The sequence below is a fragment of the Acinetobacter sp. FY731 genome (assembly GCF_059515905.1).
This window is the reverse complement of record NZ_JCAKNB010000004.1, coordinates 1-22,894: the sequence shown is the minus strand read 5'-3', so window position 1 is coordinate 22,894 and position 22,894 is coordinate 1. Positions and strand designations below refer to the sequence as shown.

Annotated in this window: 22 protein-coding genes; 7 read left to right on the top strand and 15 right to left on the bottom strand. The window is 33.4% G+C overall.

Going from position 1 to position 22,894, the window contains the following annotated elements; all coding sequences use genetic code 11:
- Nucleotides 1-85 precede the first annotated feature (85 nt).
- Nucleotides 86-532, top strand: a complete 447-nt coding sequence (locus tag AC5YC8_RS06235) for a MarR family winged helix-turn-helix transcriptional regulator (protein WP_496163940.1) — start codon at nucleotides 86-88, stop codon at nucleotides 530-532.
- The gene (locus AC5YC8_RS06230; protein WP_496163939.1) at nucleotides 525-1,727 is read left to right on the top strand and encodes an MFS transporter; all 1,203 of its coding nucleotides are present in this window, start codon (nucleotides 525-527) and stop codon (nucleotides 1,725-1,727) included. The genes AC5YC8_RS06235 and AC5YC8_RS06230 overlap by 8 nt, the downstream gene beginning before the upstream one ends.
- 57 nt (nucleotides 1,728-1,784) lie before the next feature.
- Here the strand turns inward: AC5YC8_RS06230 and AC5YC8_RS06225 are convergent, their stop codons facing one another.
- Nucleotides 1,785-2,387, bottom strand: a complete 603-nt coding sequence (locus AC5YC8_RS06225) for a nitroreductase family protein (RefSeq protein ID WP_496120306.1) — start codon at nucleotides 2,385-2,387, stop codon at nucleotides 1,785-1,787.
- A gap of 219 nt (nucleotides 2,388-2,606) precedes the next feature.
- Nucleotides 2,607-3,098, bottom strand: a complete 492-nt coding sequence (locus AC5YC8_RS06220) for a hypothetical protein (RefSeq protein WP_496163938.1) — start codon at nucleotides 3,096-3,098, stop codon at nucleotides 2,607-2,609.
- 301 nt (nucleotides 3,099-3,399) lie between these two features.
- Between AC5YC8_RS06220 and AC5YC8_RS06215 the strand changes: the two genes are divergently transcribed.
- Nucleotides 3,400-4,116, top strand: coding sequence for a hypothetical protein (locus tag AC5YC8_RS06215; protein ID WP_496163937.1), 717 nt, complete (start codon nucleotides 3,400-3,402; stop codon nucleotides 4,114-4,116).
- Nucleotides 4,117-4,191: 75 nt separating this feature from the next.
- On the opposite strand, the gene fumC is transcribed toward AC5YC8_RS06215, so the two are convergent.
- Nucleotides 4,192-5,586, bottom strand: coding sequence for a class II fumarate hydratase (fumC, locus tag AC5YC8_RS06210; protein WP_496163936.1), 1,395 nt, complete (start codon nucleotides 5,584-5,586; stop codon nucleotides 4,192-4,194).
- A 128-nt stretch (nucleotides 5,587-5,714) separates the two neighbouring features.
- The gene (locus tag AC5YC8_RS06205; protein ID WP_496163935.1) at nucleotides 5,715-6,719 is read right to left on the bottom strand and encodes an SDR family NAD(P)-dependent oxidoreductase; all 1,005 of its coding nucleotides are present in this window, start codon (nucleotides 6,717-6,719) and stop codon (nucleotides 5,715-5,717) included.
- 67 nt (nucleotides 6,720-6,786) lie between these two features.
- Here AC5YC8_RS06205 and tusD point away from each other — a divergent pair, with 67 nt between their 5' ends.
- From tusD to AC5YC8_RS06185, 4 genes are read left to right on the top strand one after another with little or no spacing between them, the layout of a single operon-like run.
- Nucleotides 6,787-7,155, top strand: coding sequence for a sulfurtransferase complex subunit TusD (tusD, locus tag AC5YC8_RS06200; RefSeq protein ID WP_496163934.1), 369 nt, complete (start codon nucleotides 6,787-6,789; stop codon nucleotides 7,153-7,155).
- Between the two features lie 44 nt (nucleotides 7,156-7,199).
- Nucleotides 7,200-7,550: a hypothetical protein gene (locus tag AC5YC8_RS06195; protein ID WP_496163933.1), complete on the top strand. Its 351-nt coding sequence runs from the start codon at nucleotides 7,200-7,202 to the stop codon at nucleotides 7,548-7,550.
- Between the two features lie 15 nt (nucleotides 7,551-7,565).
- Nucleotides 7,566-7,850, top strand: coding sequence for a DsrH/TusB family sulfur metabolism protein (locus tag AC5YC8_RS06190; RefSeq protein WP_496163932.1), 285 nt, complete (start codon nucleotides 7,566-7,568; stop codon nucleotides 7,848-7,850).
- 41 nt (nucleotides 7,851-7,891) lie between these two features.
- Nucleotides 7,892-8,203, top strand: a complete 312-nt coding sequence (locus AC5YC8_RS06185) for a TusE/DsrC/DsvC family sulfur relay protein (protein WP_496163931.1) — start codon at nucleotides 7,892-7,894, stop codon at nucleotides 8,201-8,203.
- 87 nt (nucleotides 8,204-8,290) lie between these two features.
- Here the strand turns inward: AC5YC8_RS06185 and AC5YC8_RS06180 are convergent, their stop codons facing one another.
- The 11 genes from AC5YC8_RS06180 to AC5YC8_RS06130 form a co-directional block, all read right to left on the bottom strand.
- Nucleotides 8,291-9,052 carry an outer membrane protein gene (locus tag AC5YC8_RS06180; RefSeq protein ID WP_496163930.1) on the bottom strand — a complete coding sequence of 254 codons (762 nt, stop codon included), beginning with the start codon at nucleotides 9,050-9,052 and terminating at the stop codon, nucleotides 8,291-8,293.
- A gap of 196 nt (nucleotides 9,053-9,248) precedes the next feature.
- The gene (gene gltS, locus AC5YC8_RS06175; protein WP_496163929.1) at nucleotides 9,249-10,472 is read right to left on the bottom strand and encodes a sodium/glutamate symporter; all 1,224 of its coding nucleotides are present in this window, start codon (nucleotides 10,470-10,472) and stop codon (nucleotides 9,249-9,251) included.
- A gap of 466 nt (nucleotides 10,473-10,938) precedes the next feature.
- Nucleotides 10,939-13,278: an autotransporter outer membrane beta-barrel domain-containing protein gene (locus AC5YC8_RS06170; RefSeq protein ID WP_496163928.1), complete on the bottom strand. Its 2,340-nt coding sequence runs from the start codon at nucleotides 13,276-13,278 to the stop codon at nucleotides 10,939-10,941.
- Nucleotides 13,279-14,706: 1,428 nt separating this feature from the next.
- A complete protein-coding gene (locus AC5YC8_RS06165) occupies nucleotides 14,707-15,291 on the bottom strand; it encodes a YceI family protein (protein WP_496163927.1) in 585 nt (194 codons plus the stop codon).
- A 261-nt stretch (nucleotides 15,292-15,552) separates the two neighbouring features.
- Nucleotides 15,553-15,768 (bottom strand): hypothetical protein, encoded by a 216-nt coding sequence (locus tag AC5YC8_RS06160; protein ID WP_496163926.1) that lies wholly within the window; start codon nucleotides 15,766-15,768, stop codon nucleotides 15,553-15,555.
- Between the two features lie 161 nt (nucleotides 15,769-15,929).
- On the bottom strand, nucleotides 15,930-16,970 hold the full coding sequence (locus AC5YC8_RS06155; protein WP_496163925.1) for a putative phage abortive infection protein: 1,041 nt from the start codon (nucleotides 16,968-16,970) through the stop codon (nucleotides 15,930-15,932).
- Nucleotides 16,971-17,029: 59 nt separating this feature from the next.
- Nucleotides 17,030-19,669 carry a bifunctional aconitate hydratase 2/2-methylisocitrate dehydratase gene (locus AC5YC8_RS06150; RefSeq protein WP_496163924.1) on the bottom strand — a complete coding sequence of 880 codons (2,640 nt, stop codon included), beginning with the start codon at nucleotides 19,667-19,669 and terminating at the stop codon, nucleotides 17,030-17,032.
- A gap of 494 nt (nucleotides 19,670-20,163) precedes the next feature.
- Nucleotides 20,164-20,523: a hypothetical protein gene (locus AC5YC8_RS06145; protein WP_496119566.1), complete on the bottom strand. Its 360-nt coding sequence runs from the start codon at nucleotides 20,521-20,523 to the stop codon at nucleotides 20,164-20,166.
- Nucleotides 20,524-20,647: 124 nt separating this feature from the next.
- Complete coding sequence (locus tag AC5YC8_RS06140) at nucleotides 20,648-21,082, bottom strand: I78 family peptidase inhibitor (RefSeq protein ID WP_496163923.1); 435 nt, start codon at nucleotides 21,080-21,082, stop codon at nucleotides 20,648-20,650.
- A gap of 369 nt (nucleotides 21,083-21,451) precedes the next feature.
- Nucleotides 21,452-21,757 carry a hypothetical protein gene (locus AC5YC8_RS06135; protein ID WP_496163922.1) on the bottom strand — a complete coding sequence of 102 codons (306 nt, stop codon included), beginning with the start codon at nucleotides 21,755-21,757 and terminating at the stop codon, nucleotides 21,452-21,454.
- 688 nt (nucleotides 21,758-22,445) lie between these two features.
- On the bottom strand, nucleotides 22,446-22,894 hold a 449-nt coding region (locus AC5YC8_RS06130; protein ID WP_496163921.1), incomplete at its 5' end, for a hypothetical protein.

Here is a 22,894-nt window from a genome sequence, read left to right as displayed (position 1 = left end):
GCAGAAAATATGTTCTGCATATTTATTGATTATTCCCGTTGTTTGGCGTAAATTTATCTTAATTTAGTTAACCAAGCTAACCAAAATGAGCGTTCTTCCAACTACTTTCCGTGCTTCGTTATTACAAACTGCACGTCTTATCAACGATGAAATTAATACCATACTTTTACCGCACCAACTCAATAGTTCATTTTGGCAAGCTTTATATGTGATTCACAAAAAAAATGGCTGTACATCGATCGAAATTGCAGAATATTTAAACGTATCTAAACCTTCTATTGCAAAACGTATCAATGCCTTAATTGACCTAGAGTTGTTAGAACAAATTCCCACAGAAGATAAACGGCAAAAAAAATTTATTCTCAGTACTAAAGGCAAAGCACTTTATAAAACGTGCTCATCTTTAATAGATGACTTTGAAAACAATCTATTAGAAGATTTTCTAGACAATGACATCGGAACAACAAAAAAACTCCTCATGCAACTGAGCCAAAAATTACTCAGTTCAAAGCAAGGAAATGAAAATGAATGATTTCAAACAACCCTTATGGACTAAAAACCTCATTGTTGTAAGCGCAATTAATTTCCAATTGGTATTAACTTTCTACTTACTCGTTATTGTTATGGTGGGTTATTCTGTGGCTGAACTTGGTGCAACTACAGCACAAGCAGGTTTAGTTTCAGGTCTATTTATTATTGGCACACTTATTGGTCGTTTTTTAGTTGGAAAACTTTTGCTTCGATTTGGTCAAAAAGCCACTTTACTTACTGGCTTAATCGGCTTCTTATTATTTTCTGGTTTATATTTTATTAAATTCGACTTAGGTATGCTTTTAGTCGTACGCTTTGCTCATGGCTTTATGATGGGTGTTGCATCCACAGTACTAGGCACTATTATTGCCCAAATTATACCAGAAACACGGCGTGGTGAAGGTATTGGCTATTATAGTTTAAGTAGTACTTTGGGCACGGCAATTGGACCATTTTTAGCTATTTGGATGATGCTCCATATTGGCTATGAAGCAATATTTGCTATTTCGAGTGTAATCGCATTCTTGTGTGTTCTTGTCGCATTACTCATACATATTCCAACTAACACAATAACGAGCAATACAACACCATTAAAATCTGAAAATACAAATAGTTGGTTATCTCAATTTATTGAAATAAAAGCATTACCTATCGCATTTATCATGCTTCTAGCTTCAATTTGCTATTCAGGCGTTTTATCTTTTATTAATTTTTACGCCAAAGAAATCAATTTAGTGGAAGCTGCATCACTCTTCTTTTTAATGTATGCCATCGCTATTATGGCTTCACGACCTTTTACTGGACCATTAATGGATCGCAGAGGTGAAAATATTGTGATGTATCCTGCTTTTATGATTATGGCTTTAGGGCTTATTTTATTAAGCATTAGTCATGAATCTTGGATGCTACTTCTCAGCGCGGCTTTACTTGGTTTAGGTTACGGTAATATTCAATCGGTTTGTCAAACAGTGGCTGTCAAAAGTACATCTTTAGAACGTATGGGTTTCGCGACATCTACCTTCTTTATTTTCTTAGATGCAGGTTTAGGTTTTGGTCCTTATTTTCTTGGAATAGCCTTAAATTCTATTAGTTTTTCGCAGCTTTATTTATATAGTAGCTTTGCAGTTTTACTTTGTATTGTTGTGTATTACTTTTTACATGGAAAACATTCAAAACAAAAAGTTGCATCAATATGAACATACAAAAGAGGTCAAATATGACCTCTTTTTTATGTACTTTTAAACAATATAAACTTATTTAAATACTTTAAAACGAGTTGCATCATCTAAATAATCTTTAGCTTGCGCTTCAGCCTCTAACGAGCCAAATACCAATTGTGCACGTAATTTCCAATTTTGAGGAATATTCCATTCTGAATGTACTTGCTCATCCACAATTGGATTATAGTGCTGTAGTGATGCACCTAAACCTTCAGTTGTTAATGCTGCCCATACTGCAAATTGTGCAATCGCTGTTGAATGCTCCGACCAAATTGGGAAATTTTCAGCATAAGATGTGAACTTTTCTTGCAACTCTTTAATTGTTTCTTGCTCTTCAAAGAATAAAACTGTACCAACACCTGCTGCAAAAGAATCAATTTTTGCAGCTGTTCTTTCTGCTGATGCTTCATCTTTTGCACATGCTTTTAAAGTTTCTTTCACAAAACCCCAAAATTTTTCGTGTTCTGCATTAAATAAAATAACAGCACGTGACGTTTGTGAATTAAAAGAAGATGGGCTTTGTTTAATTACATTTTGAATCAGATCTGATAAATATTCAGGTGATTGTTCTACATTTTTACCAATCGCATAAATTGAGCGACGTTTTGAAATGAGGTCTAAAAACTGATTCGACATTATAAGATCCTTAAATTTACAATCTAGAACAAGATTGTTTTCATCATTATATCAATGAATTTTTCATTGAAAATTCAAGTTTACAAACATAAGCAATAATCTTGCTTTTTACCATTTTATTTTCTTTATATGCTTATATTTCAGCTAAATATAGAACAAATATGCATAAAAAATCCTCCACTTGGAGGATTTTTTTCTAACGAGAACAAATGCCTATATTTAGAATTTTGCGTTTAATACATTTTCTGAAACTTTGTTTTTCCAAAGATCACGTAATGTTGGTAAATAGAATTTTTCACCTAAATCTACAAGCTCAGCATCAATCAATGCATTCACTTCATGCATAAATAAATAGTCAAAATCTACAGAAGAAAGTTTTGGTTGAGATTTTTTGTACTCTTTTACTTTCTGTTGTGCTTTTTTCACCAAAGCATCTGCAAAAGTTTTGTCTTTATATTGTGAAATAGCATTTAAGCGTAATTCGATAACACCCCAACCACTGAGCAATAATTTGAATTTTTCTAAATCGGCAGTGGTCGATTCCCATGTCATTTCATCAAGGTTTTCATTTTCAGGTAAAACTGGAAGTAAAAGTTCCATTACACTTGGGAAAATCTTTTTTAAACTTAAAATAAATTTAACTGGATGTTCACCCGGATAATCCTTAAATTGAACTTTACGTTGAACGTCTGTTAAATAAATATCGAGCATTGAGAATTTCCTAAAATGACTGCTGTAAGGTCAAGTCACAGCAATAAAAAGCAAATGGCATTTTAACAATTATGAGAAGTTATTCAATGTTTTTAACTTATAGTTTAAATTTCCAACAACCAAGAAAATATAAGCATGCTGTTTGAATGTTATTACTCAAAATGTCATTTCATATAAAATACAACTAGCCTACTAAATAACAATCTCCGCTCTTTAAAAATTATTTAAATTTTCTATTTTCAAACGATTACTGATTTTGTATTTTAGATACTAGTAGACGATCTAAACATATAAATTCATTATGAAAATACCAATTACATGTATGCAATGCTTTCAAGAAAATATTTCAATAGGATTAACTCCTCAATTGAATGGTTGGGTTGAATTTAATGATAGTGGAAAATACATCACTAAATGCCATCAAGGACATACAAATACCACACTATTACAGCAACAAAAATTTGAAATCTTATTTGATATTGGCGCTCATGCAATCATCGATGGATATTACAGAGAAGCAGTTTCATCATTTACTTCCTCATTAGAAAGATTTTATGAGTTTTTTATAAAAGTTATTTGTCTATCAAACAATATATCCGTTGAAAATATTACTAGTTCTTGGAAAGATGTTTCAAATCAATCTGAAAGACAACTTGGGGCTTTTATTTTCCTATATCTTAATAATTTTGGTACAAAACCTAAAATATTAAATAATGATCAAGTCAAATTTAGAAACTCTGTTATTCATAAAGGAATGATCCCATCTCAAAGTGAAGCTATTCAGTATGGTCAAAATATTCTAGACCTTATACACCCCCTATTAAATCGTTTAAAATTACAATTCCCTGATGCTCTTCAGCAAATTACACTTCAACATTTAAATGAAATTCAAAAAAATAATATAACAGGCATAGTTTCTACAGCTTGTATTTCAACCATAATAAGCTTAACAAATGGTGAAACTACACATGACAATAGATCGCTAATCGAAGCAATTGCCCAATTAAAACGCTGGTAACAAAACATTTGAATAGAATTATTTTTATCATTAAATATAAAAAGCCCTCAATTGAGGGCTTTATTTATAATTCCATCACTTCACATTTGGTGAAATCATTTGTTCAGGTCTTACAACCTCATCAAACTGTTCTGCTGTGACCAAATTAAGTTCCACTGCAACTTGCTTTAAAGTCTTACCTTCTTTATAAGCAGTTTTCGCAACTTTTGCCGCATTTTCATAACCAATAACTGGGTTTAAAGCCGTTACAAGCATTAAAGAATTGTGTAAAAATTCATCAATTTTTTCACGATTTGGCTCAATACCTACAGCACAATGATCATTAAAACTATTACACGCATCACCTAATAACTGAATAGATTGTAAAAGGTTGAATGCAATAACAGGCATAAATACGTTTAACTCAAAATTACCCGAAGCACCTGCAACATTAATGGTTGTGTCATTACCCAAAACTTGAGCAACGACCATGGTCATTGCTTCACTTTGAGTTGGATTTACTTTGCCCGGCATAATACTTGAACCAGGTTCATTTTCAGGAATACGAATTTCCCCAAAACCACAACGTGGACCACTTGCCAACCAACGAATATCATTCGCAATTTTATTTAAACTTACAGCCAAAGTTTTTAAAGCACCAGATGCAAATACTGCAGCATCACGCCCTGCTAAAGCTTCAAATTTATTTGGGGCTGTCACAAAAGGTAAACCAGTTAAAGCACCTAATTGATCTGCTGATTTTACAGCATAATCAACATGTGCATTTAAACCTGTACCTACAGCAGTACCACCTAAAGGCAACTCATATAAACCTGTTAAAGCTTGTTGTAAGCGCTTTAAACCATGATCAAGTTGAGATACATATCCACTAAATTCCTGACCTAAAGTTAACGGTGTTGCATCTTGTAAATGCGTACGCCCAATTTTAACAATGTCTGAAAATTCTTTTGATTTTTTATCTAAAGTATCACGTAATTGCGTTACCGCAGGAATAAGTAATTCATTGATTTGAATACTTGCCGCCACATGAATTGCTGTTGGGAAAGAATCATTTGTAGACTGTGCACGGTTTACATGATCATTTGGATGTACAGGTTTTTGCGAACCTAAAGCATTCCCTAATTTTTGATTGGCAATATTAGCAATCACTTCATTACAGTTCATGTTGCTTTGTGTACCTGAACCTGTTTGCCAAACGACTAAAGGAAATTGTGCATCCCACTTCCCATCAATCACTTCATCTGCTGCACCTACAATATATTGTGCAAGATCGTTAGGAATTTGATTTAACTCTGCATTGGTCATTGCCGCTGCTTTTTTTACTAAGCCCATAGCACGAATCATCGGACGTGGTAAGCGCTCTTGACCAATCTTAAAATTCTGTAAACTACGTTGAGTTTGCGCCCCCCACATTGCATCACTTGGAACTTCAACATCACCCATTGTGTCATGCTCAATACGTGTTTGCATTTGCTACCTCTATAGTCGTATATAGCTAAGCTATATCACATTTGATATCTAAATATTCTTCATCTTGTAATTATCATATTTTAAACAAAAATAATTGTAAATGATAATTATTTACAATAACTCATTTATTAAGCATTTAGCTGTTTCTTATAAAATATCCATTCATCTTCAATCATTTGTTCAACCGACTTGTACGCTTTCCAGTTAAACATCCGTTGTATTTTTTCAGATGTTGCTCCAACTTGTGGTAATTCTTCACCCTCAAAATAATCGGCATCTACTGTTGTAATTTGTACATCTGTGACCTTTGAAACAACATTCAATAATTTTTGTATTGAGCAGACCTCGCCCGCAATATTAAATATTTCATAGGCTTGGTTTTGATAATACAACCATTGCAAAGATAAACTCACAGCCGAACAAACATCCATCACATGAACAAAACTTCTCTCGGCAGTTTGATCTGTGGTCGTTTCATGTTTACGCAGTTCTATAAATTCACGTTGTCCAGCAGCAACTTGCATTGCCAATGGCACAATGTTCTTCGGAAATGGACGAATTAACTCGCCTAAATACGAATACTCGAAAGCTCCTGCAACATTGGCTAACCTTAGATTTACAATTTTCCATTCAAAATCGGTCATATACGTGTCTTTAAGAATATCTTCAGCCATTTGAAGCGATTTAATATATGGATTATTAAATTGATAATTAAATAAATCTTCTTCTTTTAAATCTAAACTTGATGTGCCATACACGGCTAAACTTGAAAGATTAACTAAACTACGCACACCGGTGCGCTGCATAGCGCGTAGTAAACTCATCATACAACTTACATTTGCATTGTAATATTCAAGCGGTTTTAGCAAAGACTCTGTTAGTGACTTAAATCCTGCAGCATGAACAACACTATCGATTTCATATTGTTGAAAAACTGTCATTAATGCGGGAGTATTTCGTACATCAACTTTTACAAAAGGAACATTCATTCCTGTAATTGATTCAAGTCGATCGAGGTTACTCGTATCTGTATTAGACAAATTATCGACTAGAAGCACCTCTTGCCCTTGAGCCATGAGGCTTAGAGCAATGTGAGATCCTATAAAGCCTAATCCACCTGTAACCAAAATCATTGTATACTACCTTTTTCTTATCAAGTCCGAATGTCTCCTTTTGGAAACTATTGATGTGTGAATTTCGATGAGTACTTTATTACTAATAACATCTGCACCAACTTCTATACATGCTTGGCATGCTTTGGGTTTAGCCCAAGCACTTCACAGCAAAAATGAAGATTTTCGTGTTTTCTTCTATCAAGACGGAGTATCTGTTGCCAACGAATTGCAATGGGTTCCTGATGATCAGAAAAACTTAAAAAACGAATGGCAAAAACTTGCAATCCGTTTACCTGTTTGTGTAAGTGCTGCCCTTGCACGAGGCATTTCAGATGAAGAAAATGCAAAAAGACATCATCTTCATCAGCACAATTTGGCACAAGGCTTTGAATTAGTTGGCTTAGGTGAACTTGCAGATGCAGTTCAATCCACAGATCGTCTACTTCAATTCTAATCTTGTTTTTTAATAAAACTAGTTGCTTTAAAAAGGTAAATTGTGTGAAAAATGTACTCGTAATTTTAACTCAAGCGAACTTAGCCAGCCTGCAAACACACGAAAGCTTATCTGCAACAATGGTATTGGCAACCTTTGGCTGTGAAGTAAAAGTGGTTTTGCAAGATGCTGCTCTCAGCCTTTTACAGTCAGATTTACAATTCAATCAGCTAAAGCATGTCTTTAAAATAGCTTCTAATATGGTCGATAGTTTTGAGTTTTACGATTTAAGCCCTATTTTTGTAGAAAGTAAAAATAAAGACGAAAATTTTGTTTTAAATAGCAAACAAGACATTGAATTTATTCACCTAAATCCAGAATATATTCAAAATTTCGATCATGTGTTGTATTGGTAAGCAAAGGACAATGTAATGACAAACAATACACTTTATTTAGTTCAATCTAGTTTCAATGCAAGCCCTACTATCTTCATGAAACTTGAACAGCTTTATATTAAAAATGATGCAGTTGTTTTAATGGGCGAAGCTGTTTTACATGCAACTACTGCATTTATTCAAAGTTTAAATCATGTTTATGTTTTAGAAAATGAAGTAGAAAACTTAACTAAGCCTGTATCTGAAAAAATTCAAGTGATTTCATACGCTCAGTTTGCAGACTTAACATTGAATTTTAAACGTAGTATTAGTTTAAAATAATTGATACATACAACACGGTTATACAAGCTTAAAGGCATATTATGAGTTTAGAATTAGATCAAGATGGTCATTTAGTGGATTACACCATTTGGAATGAAGATGTTGCTCAGGAACTTGCCAATACTTTAGAGCTTGAGCTTAGTGAATGGCATTTCCAAGTTTTAAATGCTGTACGACAGTTTTATGCACAATTTGGACATTCTCCTGCAACACGTCCCCTCATTAAATTTTTAATGAAAACCGTTGGCCCTGAAGTAGATAATGCTATGTTGCAAGATAAGTTCAAAACAGGCTTAGTTGCACGCCATTTAAGCCGTTTGGCAGGAATTCCCAAGCCTGCAAATTGTTTATAGATAATTTTCAATTGCACTATTAAGCTGATGATTTAATATGTATGCAATAAAAAAGGAAGCTTATGCTTCCTTTTTTATTCATTTATATTAGAACGTGTAACGTAAACCTAATAAATATTCATTTGAACTTAGCTTCACATCACTGTATGTTTTATTTGTCGGAGTCAGACCGTCAATACTATGATAGAAATTATATTTACCAGCATCTACATAACGGTAACTTAAATCTAATGCAACATTTTTAGTTACATCATAAGCAACGCCTGCACCCACCGACCATGTAAAGTTTGTATCTGTATCTTTTTGTGTTACACCACACTCGTCAACATATCCAACACACCAAGTATCTCTCAAATATAAATCTGTCTTGGTGTTTTTCACACGTGTAGCACCTACACCCGCACTTACATATGGTGTGAATTTAGATGTATTTTTAAAATCATAATAACCATTTACCATGAGTGCTTGGCTTTGCAATTTATTATTAAACCAAGTTGAAGAACTTTTGCTAGGTTGACCATACTGCTGAATTGCATAAGTTTTCGGATCAAAATTAATGGAATCTTTATAGATGTATTCCAACTCTACACGAGCATTTATATTACTAATTTTACTAAAATCAAAACCTACAGCAGCTGCAATCTCTGGATAAATTGTTTTCGATTGATCCTCATTGAAGAATGTGGTTGTATTAAATCGACCACTCTCATCAACAAGATAATCGACACTATTTTTATATTTAGTATCACTAATACCTGCCTTTAAAGATGTATAAACCCCACTGTCTGCATGTGTAAAACCCGAAAACAAAGAAACAAATAAAAAAGAAAAAGAAAGTGTTTTTTTCACTTGAAATATAACCATAAAAAAAGTATGTGATTACATATTAAACAAAAAAATACTGTAAAATGTGTGTCCAATGTTGGTTTTAGTAAACCATAAGTAATCTGTTGTACTTTTTTGTGTCTTTTTTTTAATAAACTATAAATTTTACACTGTAAAAAAGCACCCAATTCGGTGCTTTTTTACAACTTAAATTTTATATTTATCCAAAGAAACCTATAGAAAGCTGAATAACAACAGCATTTACAATATCGACAAAGAAAGCCCCTGTTAAAGGAATGACCAAAAAGGCTCTATGAGATGGTCCATAAGTATTGGTTACCGCTTGAATATTCGCAATAGCTGTTGGTGTTGCCCCTAAGTTCACACCACATTGACCTGCACAAAGCACAGCAGCATCATAATTTTTACCCATCACCCTAAAGGTTACAAAATAAAGGTACAGTGCTAGCAAAATTGTTTGAGCAATAAGAATAATCACCAATGGACCAGCCAAATCGGCAAGCAGCCAAAGTTGTAATGACATCAGTGCCATTGCTAGAAACAATGCCAAGGAACCATTACCAAATACATCAATGCAACGGTCAAACATCTCAATTTTAAATATTTTTTCTAATATGTTTCGTAATACAACACCACACATTAAAGCCCAAACAAAAGTTGGAAGCTCAAACCACTGACCTTTTGCAAATGTTGCCATAAAATAGGCAAAACTAATACATAAGGCGAACATCCCCATTGTTTTTACAGCATCATCAGCCGTAATTAAACGTGTTTTTTCTGGATATTCAAAAGGTGCTGTTTCAGATGCAGGTGGAGCTTCATTACGCCCAGTTCCTAAAACAATTTCATCTGCTAGTTTGTAACGACGAATAAGTAATTTAGCAACAGGCCCACCCATCATGCCACCAATAACTAGACCGAATGTAGCACTTGCCATACCTAAAACAACCGCACCTTGTATACCATGATCTTGTTCAAATACAGAACCCCAAGCACCTGCAGTACCATGTCCACCTGTTAAAGTGACGGAACCTGTAATTAAACCAATTAATGGGTCTAAACCTAAAATTTTCGCTAAGCTAATACCAAGTGCATTTTGTAGTAATACAAAAATAACAACACAAACAAGAAAAACAACTAAGGTTTTTCCGCCTTCTTTTAATTTCCCTAAACTTGCACTTAAACCAACAGATGTAAAAAACATGAGCATGAAAATTTGCTGTATTTGTGCATCAAAATTTACAGTCACATTAAATTTTTTAAATAAAATATAAGTAACTACAGCAGCAACCAAACCACCTGCAACAGGTTCTGGAATATTATATTTTTTTAAAATACTTAGTTTATTAACACACACATATCCAACTAAAAGAACAAAGACGGCAATAACTATTGTCATAAATGCATCTAAGTGATAGTCCATACTACATCCTTTTATATTTCTTTCACTTATATGAATATTAAACTTAAATTTGCTTTAACATGTAATTTTCTTTATCTATTTTTGATTCATATAATATTTGATATAAAAAAAGCACCTTATTAGGTGCTTTTTCATTTAACTACAACTTATTTTTTAGCAGGAACAGATGCTTCAGTTGTAATATTTACGGTAATTTTATCGCCAACATTGACCATGTTCTCTTACTTAATATAAACCATTGGTTATGAAATATTGGCGTAGATTTGGTATTTTATATTAATTCCTTTAATTATTCCGTTATGTTTCGAGTCTTTACATCCTTGACATGTTTTTGCCGTATTTCTCAGTCATCTTTACATACCTATTAACCATGTAGTGATTTTTCAGAAGATATAGCAATAGAGCATTAGCCCAATTTTACAATTTAAAAAAAGACCTCAGATGAAGTCTTTTTTCATTTTTTAAATTAGAAATTATATTTCCAACCAATATTTCCTTGATATGTTTGATTTGATTGGCTGCCTGAAGTAAATGATGCATTTAACCAAATTTGATTATTCTTAGTTACATTACCTTCAACACCTATTTTTAATTCACCTAAATTCGCTGAGCCTTCGTTCTCAAAACGAATACCATCAATTTTCACTGAGTACGGGTTAGTATTATGGATATAGTTTAAAGCAATATATGGTCGATAACTTGTAAGTACACTGCCATTTGTTGGAATATCTAAGTAAGTTTTAACACCCATGCGTGCTTGAATGTTGTCTTTACCATGTTGGATATCAACACCTTGAGCATCTTTAAATGTATCAGCATGGACACCTTGGTAAATTAATTGTGTTTGTGGTTGAATCCACCAACTCTTTTGATCATATTTACCTAAAAGGTAATCACCACCTAATTCTATAGATGCTGTCACACCTGATGAATCGTATTTGTAGCGGTTTTGGTCAGGTGTATCAACTTTATTTGTAAACTTATTCCATAGTACCCAACTATCGATATATGCACCACGTTTTTCAAGTGGATGCGCATACCAAGTACCATATAACCCTAGGCTGTAACCATCACTTTTTATTTTTGATTGACGATCTGTTAAGTTTGAACGTGTTTTGCCATCATAGTAAGCAAAACCACCCATTGCACCTAGATTATATTGATCTTCGTCACCTAAAGTAACGAGACCTGTACCAATTTGGGTAACAAAACTATTTCCCGATGATTTCAGCTGGTTATTCAAGCTCTTGAATTTTATGTGTCCACCAGAAATACGAGTCCAAATACTACCTACATTTTTATTACCTACGTTTTGATATTGACTTGCACCTTCACGGTCTTCTAAACGTGTTGTAAATAAAGTATTCCCCATCGTCTCCGCTGAAATATAAGAACCTAGATCTGCTGTATATATGGGAGTTGTATTATTGAGATGACTCTTTAAAAACCAATCAGTATTATTCTCTAAAAATAATCCATAGTCATAAGCACCCGCTGTAACGTATCCACCATTACCTATAAAAAAAGCATCAGATGTTGAGGTACCAGTTTGAATGATATGAATACCACTTACTGTTTGTGCACCAGCACCACCAACATTATTTATTTTAACTTCGGTTTTACCCGTTACATCACCTTGAATTTGAATAAAATCAGTATTTAAATTATCACCATCAAGTTTTGTATCTATATTAATCGAGCCACCCGTACCCGTATAATTACCACCAACAATAAATTTTTCATTTAACACACCATTGCTCATATTAATTAATTTACTATTATTAATATCTGTAAAATTTAATGTGTTATTTCCAGTCAAATTAATAACACCATCAGAAATAACTTGCCCTTTACTTGTTGGAGAAGCGGGTGTAATAATTGTCAGGTTATCTAGGTTTAAAGTCCCACTATTATTAATTACTGAATTATCAAAATCTAACTCACCCGAAATAAAACTTTCACCACCTGATAAGTTATTAATTACAAGACCTTTTGCTATAGTACCTTGCATAGTTACAGTACTTCTACACCCATCATCTATTGAACAATTACCTATAACAAATTTTCCTGAGTTATTGACCGTAGAACCTGAAACATCCGAGCCATAAAAAGACATTTTACCCGTGGCATTGTTAGTGACGTTTGCATTAGTGGCGATATTATGCCCACCTCTAATTTCACCATTATTTATGATCGTTACACGGTCAGCATTATTACCATTAATGATCATTTTACTTTCGGTATCTAGATTACTTATATTTGCTCCAACAACTGAGTTTTCATAAATATAAATAGAAGATTGACCACTATTATTGATAGTTGCACCAGAAGCATCATTAGAATCAATCCAAAAATTACCACCATTTGAATTGTTAATTAATACATCTTTTGCATAATTTTCATACAACACAGTTATCGAATTCGGACCATCATTATTCAGCTCTATTCCACCACCGCCAACATCATTACCTATATACGTGCTTATACGAGTAGGATCACCAGTATTTGTCTCGTTATCAAACCCCATATTTGAGGCTGATTGACCAATCTCTCCTGAAAAAAGAGGCGAAGGAAAATTTGTATTTTTATCTACCAAAGTTTGAATTTCTGGTGATGAAATATGCCAAGTATAATTGGTATCTCTATACACATAAGGCATAGCACTTTCTACATAATTGTAGCCCATACCAGTTGTTGCCGCTGTTGGAGTAGCTTCACCATAAGCATTGGTTGCAGCAAAACTTTCTGTAGTTGCGATTATTTGAAGTAAAATAGTTGTAACTAAAATTTTTCGTTTAAAGTTCATTTTATATTTCCTTTTATTAAATCTAATATTTTTTATTCTTAATTAAAGAATATTCAACTTTCAAAATCCTTGCATCACACAACCAAAAATCGATCATATTTTTTTGTAATTTACTTATTTTTGTCACACTTTTTGTTAATTTAACTGAAAAATTGTTAATTATTTTTTATAATAACAACTTAGTCACATTTGTAAATTTTTTAAACGATAAATCACATATTTAATAATTTCTTTACATTGATTATTTTCACTTGATTTTAAAAACTTTTTTATATTTATATTCAATAAGATATAATTTTATTAAATTAAATTTAGATAACACACCAGCTGTTTTTTTATAATTATTTATTTTTTCTTAAATATTACAAAACAAATACCAAATAAACCTTAGACCTACTCAAAAATAACCAAAACTTACAATACAAATCTACATTTCCAACCATAGCTACAAAATAATATATTGAATAGCATGTACCTTACCTTTTCCATATAAATAGTTGAATAATGCAATAGATTAACATTCTCAATTTTAATCCAAGCCTTTAGATTTGAACGGCATTGAGCATATTTCTCTGATGTATCCACTATTCACATCAATATTTCACTTATATCACCAGCCTCAATATCATTACTCCTCGCAATAATTTATTAAATTTAATGGAGTTTTAAATTTAAATGCTCTGCTTTACGATACATAGCTAATTTGTGAACTTGCTGCTATTAGAAATATGAGTATCTATAATTTGTTGCATTCCATGTTTAATATCCTTAATTTCTTTGTTAATGTTCTATTCTTTACTCTCAATTTCCATTAAAACCTCGAATAATTATTTGTTCATTTTTTCCATTTTAATTCGATACAATTCTTTTTGAATTACAATCTTTTCTCATATTTAGCAACTACTTTCCCATCAATAGTGTTTCGATCGCTTTTAATGGATGAATAATAACTAAACTGAACTACAGATAAAATTACTAAAAATATAATTGTATAAATTTGATGCACTACTATGCTTCCATGCACTTGCTATGCCGCTCTCCTTATTTAATATAAGCACCAAAAAAATTATTTTTGCAGATTGAACAATCTTACTTTGCAACATACTTATATAAAAGAAGTGACTTGCACGCTCGTTCATAATGATCAAGTTTTTAATTGGTGAGTATTACTTTAAAATCAGCCGAATCTAATGCAGATATCCGTTCACGATCTATTATTGCTTTTAATGATTCATTAATTTTAATTATACGAACGTGCTCTATTGGCTTAGGTAATTTCATAATTTTTTGGTGCAGATTTAGTACAGATTTCCTTGAATAATGCCAATTTTATTGAAAAAACACCCAAATAATCCAATTTATACTATATGTAAACATAAAAAAGTCGCCTCATTAGGCGACTTTAATAAGTATAAGATACTGTTTTAATTATTTTTTAGCAGGAACAGATGCTTCAGTTGTAATATTTACAGTAATTTTATCGCCAACATTTGGCACATACGCACCTACACCAAATGCAGAACGATCAAAAGATGTGGTTGCATTAAAACCAATCGTTTCTAGTTTTGTCATTGGGTGTACAGCTTGTTGATTTAATACAGCATCTAAAACAACAGGTTTAGTCACATCTTTAATAGTTAAGTTACCTGTAATTTTAAAATGTTTTTTATCTGTAGTTTCAACTTTAGTACTTTTAAATGTGATGTTTGGGTATTTTGCTGCATCAAAGAAATCTGCAGTTTTTAAATGATCATCCAAAGCTTTTACATTTGTGTTTAAGCTTGCAACTGGAATCATTACATCTACAGATGATTTTTCAGGCTTCGCATTATCTACATTAATTGTGCCTTGAATATCGCTAAAGTTTGCAGATGGCGTAGAAAAACCAAAGTGATTCCAAGTAAATACTGTTGCTGTATGTGTTGGGTCAATTTTATAAGTTACAGCTTTTGCCATAGAAAGTGTTGTTGCCGAAGCAAGTGCTAAACCTAGTGCAAGTGTTTTAAATTTCATGTTTATATCCTTTTCTGAATATGAATTAGTCTATATTTTTCTTTAATAATTACACTGTTATGTATAAAACGATATGTTGCAAATATGGAACGACCCATAAAACGTGTACTTTATTTCAAGCTTATTCATTTCAGATTTAAGTTTGAATTATTTACACATACATAACCTACTTTAGTTGGTTGTTTATACTAAACGATTACCATTAAATTGGGTTAAAAAAAGATGGATTTATACCCATCTTTTTTAGTCTAAATAAAATGATTATTCAATATCATAAACCCAGTTACGCGCTTGTTTGTCTGTGGTGGTTTCACAAACATAATAGTCGTGATCCCATGAATCGGGATGGAAAATTTCTTTTTTGGTGTAAGTGACATTCTTACCTTTTTCGATACAGACAAAATTATCACCTTGGTCTTTCACTTGAGTTCCGTTGAGGAAACCACCAATACAGAGGAATCGGGATTGTTTGGGCATTACCACTTCAACTTACTAAAATCATTTTTAATTTGAGAATTAAATGATTTTTTAGATTAGGTGTAAAGTATTAAGTCTATAATTTGATACAAAGTCTATTAATGCCATAAACTATTTCTATAAAACAAACTCTCATTTTAATTAAAATACCTTAAAATAAATCATTCAAAATAGTTCTTTTTAAATTCATTTTTTTTATCAATTAAGCTACATTGGTCAATTAAGTTATAGATTTCATCTTGAATATCAATATTTTGTGCAAATATTCTAAAACCCCCTACATTTCGACACAACTTATATTTAACTATTAAATTATTATCATTCCATTTTTTACCAAAGACTGTTACAGAATTTAAAAATAGTAGAACTTGCTCTTGGGAACTGAGAATAACTCTAATGTCTTTCACCAATTCATACTTAACTTTATCATTTAAGCTGCTACTGTCAATCGTATCAACTAAGTGAAATAAATTTCTAAAATAAGTAGAGGTTTGTGTTCTTAAACCTCGGAACATTTCTACATTAAAAAGTTTGTTAATTCTTGGTACAACTTTCATCATGATAGGTAAAATATCTAGAGCATAATTTAAATTGGGGTAACGATTTTCTATAAATGTTCGACTTTCTCTAGTTGTTCCTCGAAATAATAAAACCATACCAATCTCTAATATTTCTTTTTCTTGAAGTGCTCCAACCTTTGTGTTTTTTCTTAAGTTATTAACCAACATTTCTAGTGAATTTATAAAAATTGTAAAGAAAAAACTACCTTGATGTACATACTTTATGCTTTCTAATTTACCATTACCTTCCTTTGATAATTGAATTAAGTACAAGTTTCTCACATGATCTAAATGAATATCTTTTAATTTATCTATTCTCGAAAGAAAAATATCAATTTCTCGTTGTTTCTTTTCTTTTTGGTGCGCTATTAATAATAGAATGATAGTGATAAATCCAAGAATTGGATTTAATACTCCCCCGATATAATCACCAAAAGCCCCCCATTTCCCTTCCAAACCATCGTCAATAATATTTCCATCTTTATCTTTTAATAACCAGTCTTTATCAGCTAACCCAGAAAAAACATTCAAACCGAAATCAAAATTTTTGAATGTTGCATAATATAGAATAATTTGAATTGTAAAAATTAAAAATATTAAAATTACGAGAAAGTAAGCCCAATTTCTTTTTAAATAACCCATAAAAAAACCCTCACCTAAGTGAGGGTTTTATAACTCAAATTACCTTAACTTTCAACAAATTAAGACAATTGAGCAGCAGCAATTTTCTTCGTATCAACATCTTTAGAAGCGTCTGTATAGTCGCTCATTTTGTCGAAACTTAAGTATTGGTAAATATCAGCAGACATGCTATCAATTTGAGCAGCATATTCTTGATATTCAGCAGGAGTTGGTAATTTACCAAGTACTGCAGCAACAGAAGCCAATTCAGCAGAAGCTAAGTAAACGTTAGCACCTTGACCTAAACGGTTCGGGAAGTTACGAGTAGAAGTCGAAACACACGTAGTGTTCGGAGCTACACGCGCTTGGTTACCCATACATAATGAACAACCTGGCATTTCAGTACGAGCGCCAGCTTTACCATAAGTATTGTAGAAACCTTCTTCCATCAATTGACGCTCATCCATACGAGTCGGTGGAGCAATCCACAAACGAGTATTCAATACGCCACCAGGAACTTTCTCAAGTAACTTACCAGTTGCACGGAAGTGACCAATGTTAGTCATACATGAACCAACAAATACTTCGTCAATTTTCACGCCTTGAACGTCAGATAACAATTTCGCATCATCTGGATCGTTTGGACAGCAAAGAACTGGCTCAGTGATTGTAGCAAGGTCAATTTCATACACTTTAGTGTATTCAGCGTCAGCATCAGCTTTAAGAAGTGATGGGTTCGCTAACCATTTTTCCATGTTCTCAACACGGCGCGCCATAGTACGAGCATCGCCATAACCTTCAGAAATCATCCATTTCAACATAGTAATGTTTGATTTAAGGTATTCAGCAACTTTCTCTTCAGAAAGCGTGATAGAACAACCAGCAGCTGAACGCTCAGCAGAAGCATCAGAAAGTTCGAATGCTTGCTCAACAGTTAAGTCAGTTTCCATTTCTGTTAAGTCGATCTCTAAGATACGACCAGAGAAGATGTTTTTCTTACCTTTCTTCTCTACAGTTAAGTCACCTTCTTGAATCGCAACATAAGGAATTGCATGTACTAGGTCACGTAAAGTGATACCAGGTTGCATTTTACCTTTGAACTTAACAAGAATAGATTCAGGCATATCTAGTGGCATAACACCAGTAGCTGCAGCAAACGCTACAAGACCAGAACCCGCTGGGAAAGAAATACCAATTGGGAAACGAGTATGTGAGTCACCACCAGTACCAACAGTATCTGGAAGAAGCATACGGTTTAACCAAGAGTGAATAATACCGTCACCTGGGCGTAAAGATACACCACCACGGTTCATGATGAAATCAGGAAGCGAGTGTTGCATTTGAACGTCAACTGGCTTTGGATAAGCAGCTGTATGACAGAAAGATTGCATAACTAGGTCCGCAGAGAAACCTAAGCAAGCTAAGTCTTTCAATTCGTCACGAGTCATTGGACCTGTTGTATCTTGAGAACCAACAGTAGTCATCTTAGGTTCGCAGTAAGTACCTGGAAGTACACCTTGACCTTCAGGAAGACCACAAGCGCGACCAACCATTTTTTGAGCTTGAGTGAAGCCTTTACCAGTTGCAGCAGGCTGAACTGGAGTACGGAATAAAGTCGATGGAGCAAGACCTAATTCTTCACGTGCTTTAGTTGTTAAACCACGACCAACGATTAAGTTGATACGACCACCCGCACGAACTTCGTCAAGAAGTACTGGAGTTTTAAGTTCAGCTTCAGCAATAACAGCGCCATCTTTAGATGCAGTTACTTTTGCAGCAGCATGATCAATGTTAAGTACAATTTCGTCACCCATGTTCATGTTTTGAACATCGATTTCGATTGGTAACGCACCAGCATCTTCCATTGTGTTGAAGAAAATCGGAGCGATTTTAGAACCTAAGCAGTAACCACCGTCTTTTTTGTTCGGGATGTGAGCAATGTCATCACCAAAGAACCAAAGAACAGAGTTAGTTGCAGATTTACGAGATGAACCTGTACCAACAACGTCACCAACGTAAGCAACTTGGTTGCCTTTAGCAACAAGCGCTTTAATTTGGTTTAATGGACCAACTTCACCTGGTTTTTCAGGGTTGATGCCATCACGTTCGTTTTTCAACATTGCATTTGCATGTAATGGAATATCTGGACGACTCCAAGCGTCTTGTGCAGGTGACAAGTCGTCTGTGTTTGTTTCGCCAGTTACTTTAAAAACTGTAAGTTTGATTTCTGAAGGAACGTCTTTACGAGTTGTGAACCATTCAGCATCAGCCCAAGATTGCATAACTGCTTTTGCATTTGCATTACCAGCACGTGCTTTATCTGCAACGTCATGGAACGCATCAAATACAAGAAGAGTTTTCTTAAGCGCTTCAGCAGCTAATTCAGCAAGTTCTGCATCATCAAGCAAAGCAACTAAAGGAGCTACGTTATAACCACCAAGCATAGTACCTAGTAAGTAAACCGCACGTTCTTTAGAAACTAATGGAGATGTCGCTTCGCCTTTTGCCAATGCAGCTAAGAAAGCAGCTTTTACATAAGCAGCTTGGTCTACACCTGCAGGAACACGGTTTTCAAGCAAATCAACTAAAAATGCTTCTTCACCTGCTGGTGGATTTTTTAATAATTCAACTAATGCAGCTGTTTGAGCATCATCAAGTGGCTTCGGTGGGACTCCGAGTGCGGCACGTTCTTCAACGTGTTGGCGGTAAGCTTCTAGCACGGTGTAATTCCTCTTCTTAAAAATTTATTTACAAATTCCAACCTTTTCAGGCTTCGTAAATAATATGGACTACTTTATGTTACTAAAATTCCAGTTAAAAGTTAATGCGCTACAAGTGTTTCTTCGTGATGCCCATTATTTATTAACTAAATGATGCCTATCTTGATTATTCGATAACCGAATTGCTAAAAATACGTACATCTTTGTCTTATATTTAACACTTTTTATGCACAAAAGAATCATAAAAAAGGCAACATTATGTTGCCTTTTTTATTTTTATATTGATATTCAACCTTAGTGGACTGTAGTGCTTTGAATATATTGTTCTAAAGTTGTGCAACACCCTTCAAATTTTATTTGAATCTGATTCTCGTTTAGCATTTTATTCATCTTAATTTGACAAAAAAGAGACTCTTTTTTTTACATATTTGATTGTATTTTATGCAACCAAAAATACTTAGGCTATTTTACTTCTTGTATAAAAAAACCGTTCATTAGAACGGTTTATAATCTGGCATTTGATCATGCGGTGTTGCAATACATCTTTCCGTTACTTTTGCTTTAAGATTATCACGTGAACCTTCCACATCATTTTTCAATTCTGCTTCTGGTAATGCATAAGCTTCTTCAATAATTTTTAGTACAAAACCTTTGGTAGTTTCATCTTCAATTTTTTCTGCATGCTCAATTGCCTTGTCTTTTTCAATACCGTTTTGACGGTCTAAAACAATTGAACGTGCTGCATTACCTACGCTTGTACAGTAACCATGCCACTGTTCTTGCGGAGTTAAAGGTTTCTTTTCTGCACAGCCTGTTAATACAACAAGAATGCTCAAAGCAAGTAACTTTTTCATTCAAAATCTCCTCTTGTGCCTATCATAATCAAATTTAACTTAAATAAGAAATTTCAAAGATTTAAAAAATACAAAAAAAGCCCCTTCTGGAGCTTTTTGATACTAAATTTAACAAATTAAACCATTAACCACATGAAGCTCTTAGAACTTTTTGAGTTGTAGGATCAACTGTTATCGTAATACGATCTGATCGATAATCCATTGTAATAGGCTGACCAGGTTTGACCGTACGTACAGTAGATGATTTGGTTTTTTCTTTAATTTTCTCTTCAGTTAAATTTTTAAGTCCAACCAATTTTTGTGCTTCATCTGCTACACATTCGGCTTGGCTTTTTCTAAAGTATTCCCACTCTTCAATTACTTGCCCATTGGGTAAGTGACAGTAACCAACTTGCCCCTTTACTTCATTTTCAATTGATAATTTTCCGCCTTGTTGTACACAATATTGGCTTGCAGGATTTGCCATACCTAGCTGAGGTTTACTGTCAGACTTTGTTTGTGCTGTTGAGCATGCAGTTATTGATGCAAAAATAGCACCAATTAATAGAAGCTTTTTCATAAATTATTATCATCTTAAAAGATTAAAATGTATCAGATTCTAAAAGTAGATGAGTCAATCATTTACAATTATTATTCAATAATAATGTTCATTTTACGCTACATATTCTTAAATTTTACTTTATCTTCTTGCATTCAAAACCATAAAAATGCCTGTAATTTATGAAAAATCATATTTTTACAGGCTCATCTTAATGAAAATTACCTAAACTAAAATTGAATAAGAAACGCGAGTTATAAGAATGTAACTTAACAATAAATCTAATACGCTATAAATTGAAGTAAATGATTGTTTTTAAATACTTTGTTTGAATTTTCATAATAAACCTAGTTTTGGGTGATAAAAAACCTCCAAAAGGAGGCTTATATCTTAGTTATCGTTGTTGCAGTGTTTCTTCCACTGTGGCTCAAACATCGTGCTTCCATCATCATCCATAATAACTATTTCTTTAACAAGTACGTACTTTTTAAAACCTGTGTACTCACCCTGATCATTTTTAACATTCACTTCGCCACAAGCACCTTTTTGATTTCTAAATTGTGCTGAATCAGGATCTTTTAATTTTTGCTTAATATTTAAAATGGCTTGATCTTCAAGGCTTGCTCTAGCCTGCTGAGTATTATCAGCACACCCAACTAATCCCAATACAAAACACAACCCTAGTATTTTTTTCATACAACCACCCTCATATAGTGTACTTAAAATACTCAATATTAAGAAAAAAATAAACCCACCAAAGTGGGTTAGATTCCTAGAGCAGCATAAACATCACGATAGTTCATCTTAATGAAATTCAGAAGGATTTTTCCTCTAGCTGCACCTCTCAGATAATTATCAACAAGAGAGTCTTACTCTAACTGGCTAATGATTGTAATTATTGTTGCTCGGACAACAAAACCAATTAAATCAGAGTCACGATGAATGACTCGCCCTTTTCAGTCAATGCATCAACATTAGATTTATATCCTACAATAAACATAAAATACAAATACTTATAAATTCTTCAATTTCCAAACAATTAGAAACGCCAGTTATAAGAATGTAACTTTGCAATAAATACAATACGCCATAAACAACAGTAAGTGGTTGTTTTCAAATGCAATCAAAATAAGAAACACTTCGCATTGAATAGCAACATCAGTCTACATTTATAACTCAACAGTCTACAAATCAGTCTACATTTTTTAATGACTATGTATAACTAGATAATTGCTTATACTGTGCTTCAAGATTGGTGTGACATTGTGGATGGGTGGTAGGAATAAACTTGCGCACTTCTGCAAGTTAAAGTTTTTACATTAAAATTCCGACTAAGTTAAAGTGGGTAGTCATGGTACCCTCACCAATGAAGGTACCATCAATTTTATTCAGGCCAAGCATCACTTAATCGTTTTGCATCAATTGCGTGCTTGTCAGCTTGTTCTGCCACATATTGATATTTTCCAATGCACTCTTTGAGTATGTCACTGTTGGTATTGGCGTACTCAATGATGGTTTCTTTGGTAGCTGTGGACATACGACTTGTGGCTGTATCGATTTGTTTTGACATGCGCTCAACAAGGGACTTAGCGCTATTGCTATCAGTAATGATATCTTTGAGGCTTTCACTGTAATTTTTCTCCGCTTGTAAAAGTTGTTCTGCCCATTTTTTTTCCTGTTCGCGTGCTTCGGCTTTGGCTTTTTCTGTTGCTGCTTTTGCTTCAGCCACTTCGGTTTTATATTTAGCATCAAGCAATTGGTAGTCTGTTTTCCAAGCAGATGCACGCCAAGTTTGAACACCGCCAAAAATAGATAGAATTAAAACTATGGCCA

Excerpts from the sequence above, each read along its gene's own strand:
- AC5YC8_RS06190 (WP_496163932.1), top strand. The coding sequence starts at position 7,566 with ATGACAAACAATACACTTTATTTAGTTCAATCTAGTTTCAATGCAAGC.
- AC5YC8_RS06215 (WP_496163937.1), top strand. The coding sequence starts at position 3,400 with ATGAAAATACCAATTACATGTATGCAATGCTTTCAAGAAAATATTTCA.
- gltS (WP_496163929.1), bottom strand. The coding sequence starts at position 10,472 with ATGGACTATCACTTAGATGCATTTATGACAATAGTTATTGCCGTCTTT.
- AC5YC8_RS06140 (WP_496163923.1), bottom strand. The coding sequence starts at position 21,082 with ATGAAAAAGCTTCTATTAATTGGTGCTATTTTTGCATCAATAACTGCA.
- AC5YC8_RS06225 (WP_496120306.1), bottom strand. The coding sequence starts at position 2,387 with ATGTCGAATCAGTTTTTAGACCTCATTTCAAAACGTCGCTCAATTTAT.
- AC5YC8_RS06235 (WP_496163940.1), top strand. The coding sequence starts at position 86 with ATGAGCGTTCTTCCAACTACTTTCCGTGCTTCGTTATTACAAACTGCA.
- AC5YC8_RS06170 (WP_496163928.1), bottom strand. The coding sequence starts at position 13,278 with ATGAACTTTAAACGAAAAATTTTAGTTACAACTATTTTACTTCAAATA.
- AC5YC8_RS06160 (WP_496163926.1), bottom strand. The coding sequence starts at position 15,768 with ATGCCCAAACAATCCCGATTCCTCTGTATTGGTGGTTTCCTCAACGGA.
- AC5YC8_RS06205 (WP_496163935.1), bottom strand. The coding sequence starts at position 6,719 with ATGATTTTGGTTACAGGTGGATTAGGCTTTATAGGATCTCACATTGCT.
- AC5YC8_RS06155 (WP_496163925.1), bottom strand. The coding sequence starts at position 16,970 with ATGGGTTATTTAAAAAGAAATTGGGCTTACTTTCTCGTAATTTTAATA.
- fumC (WP_496163936.1), bottom strand. The coding sequence starts at position 5,586 with ATGCAAACACGTATTGAGCATGACACAATGGGTGATGTTGAAGTTCCA.
- AC5YC8_RS06230 (WP_496163939.1), top strand. The coding sequence starts at position 525 with ATGAATGATTTCAAACAACCCTTATGGACTAAAAACCTCATTGTTGTA.
- tusD (WP_496163934.1), top strand. The coding sequence starts at position 6,787 with ATGAGTACTTTATTACTAATAACATCTGCACCAACTTCTATACATGCT.
- AC5YC8_RS06135 (WP_496163922.1), bottom strand. The coding sequence starts at position 21,757 with ATGAAAAAAATACTAGGGTTGTGTTTTGTATTGGGATTAGTTGGGTGT.
- AC5YC8_RS06145 (WP_496119566.1), bottom strand. The coding sequence starts at position 20,523 with ATGAAAAAGTTACTTGCTTTGAGCATTCTTGTTGTATTAACAGGCTGT.
- AC5YC8_RS06185 (WP_496163931.1), top strand. The coding sequence starts at position 7,892 with ATGAGTTTAGAATTAGATCAAGATGGTCATTTAGTGGATTACACCATT.
- AC5YC8_RS06165 (WP_496163927.1), bottom strand. The coding sequence starts at position 15,291 with ATGAAATTTAAAACACTTGCACTAGGTTTAGCACTTGCTTCGGCAACA.
- AC5YC8_RS06220 (WP_496163938.1), bottom strand. The coding sequence starts at position 3,098 with ATGCTCGATATTTATTTAACAGACGTTCAACGTAAAGTTCAATTTAAG.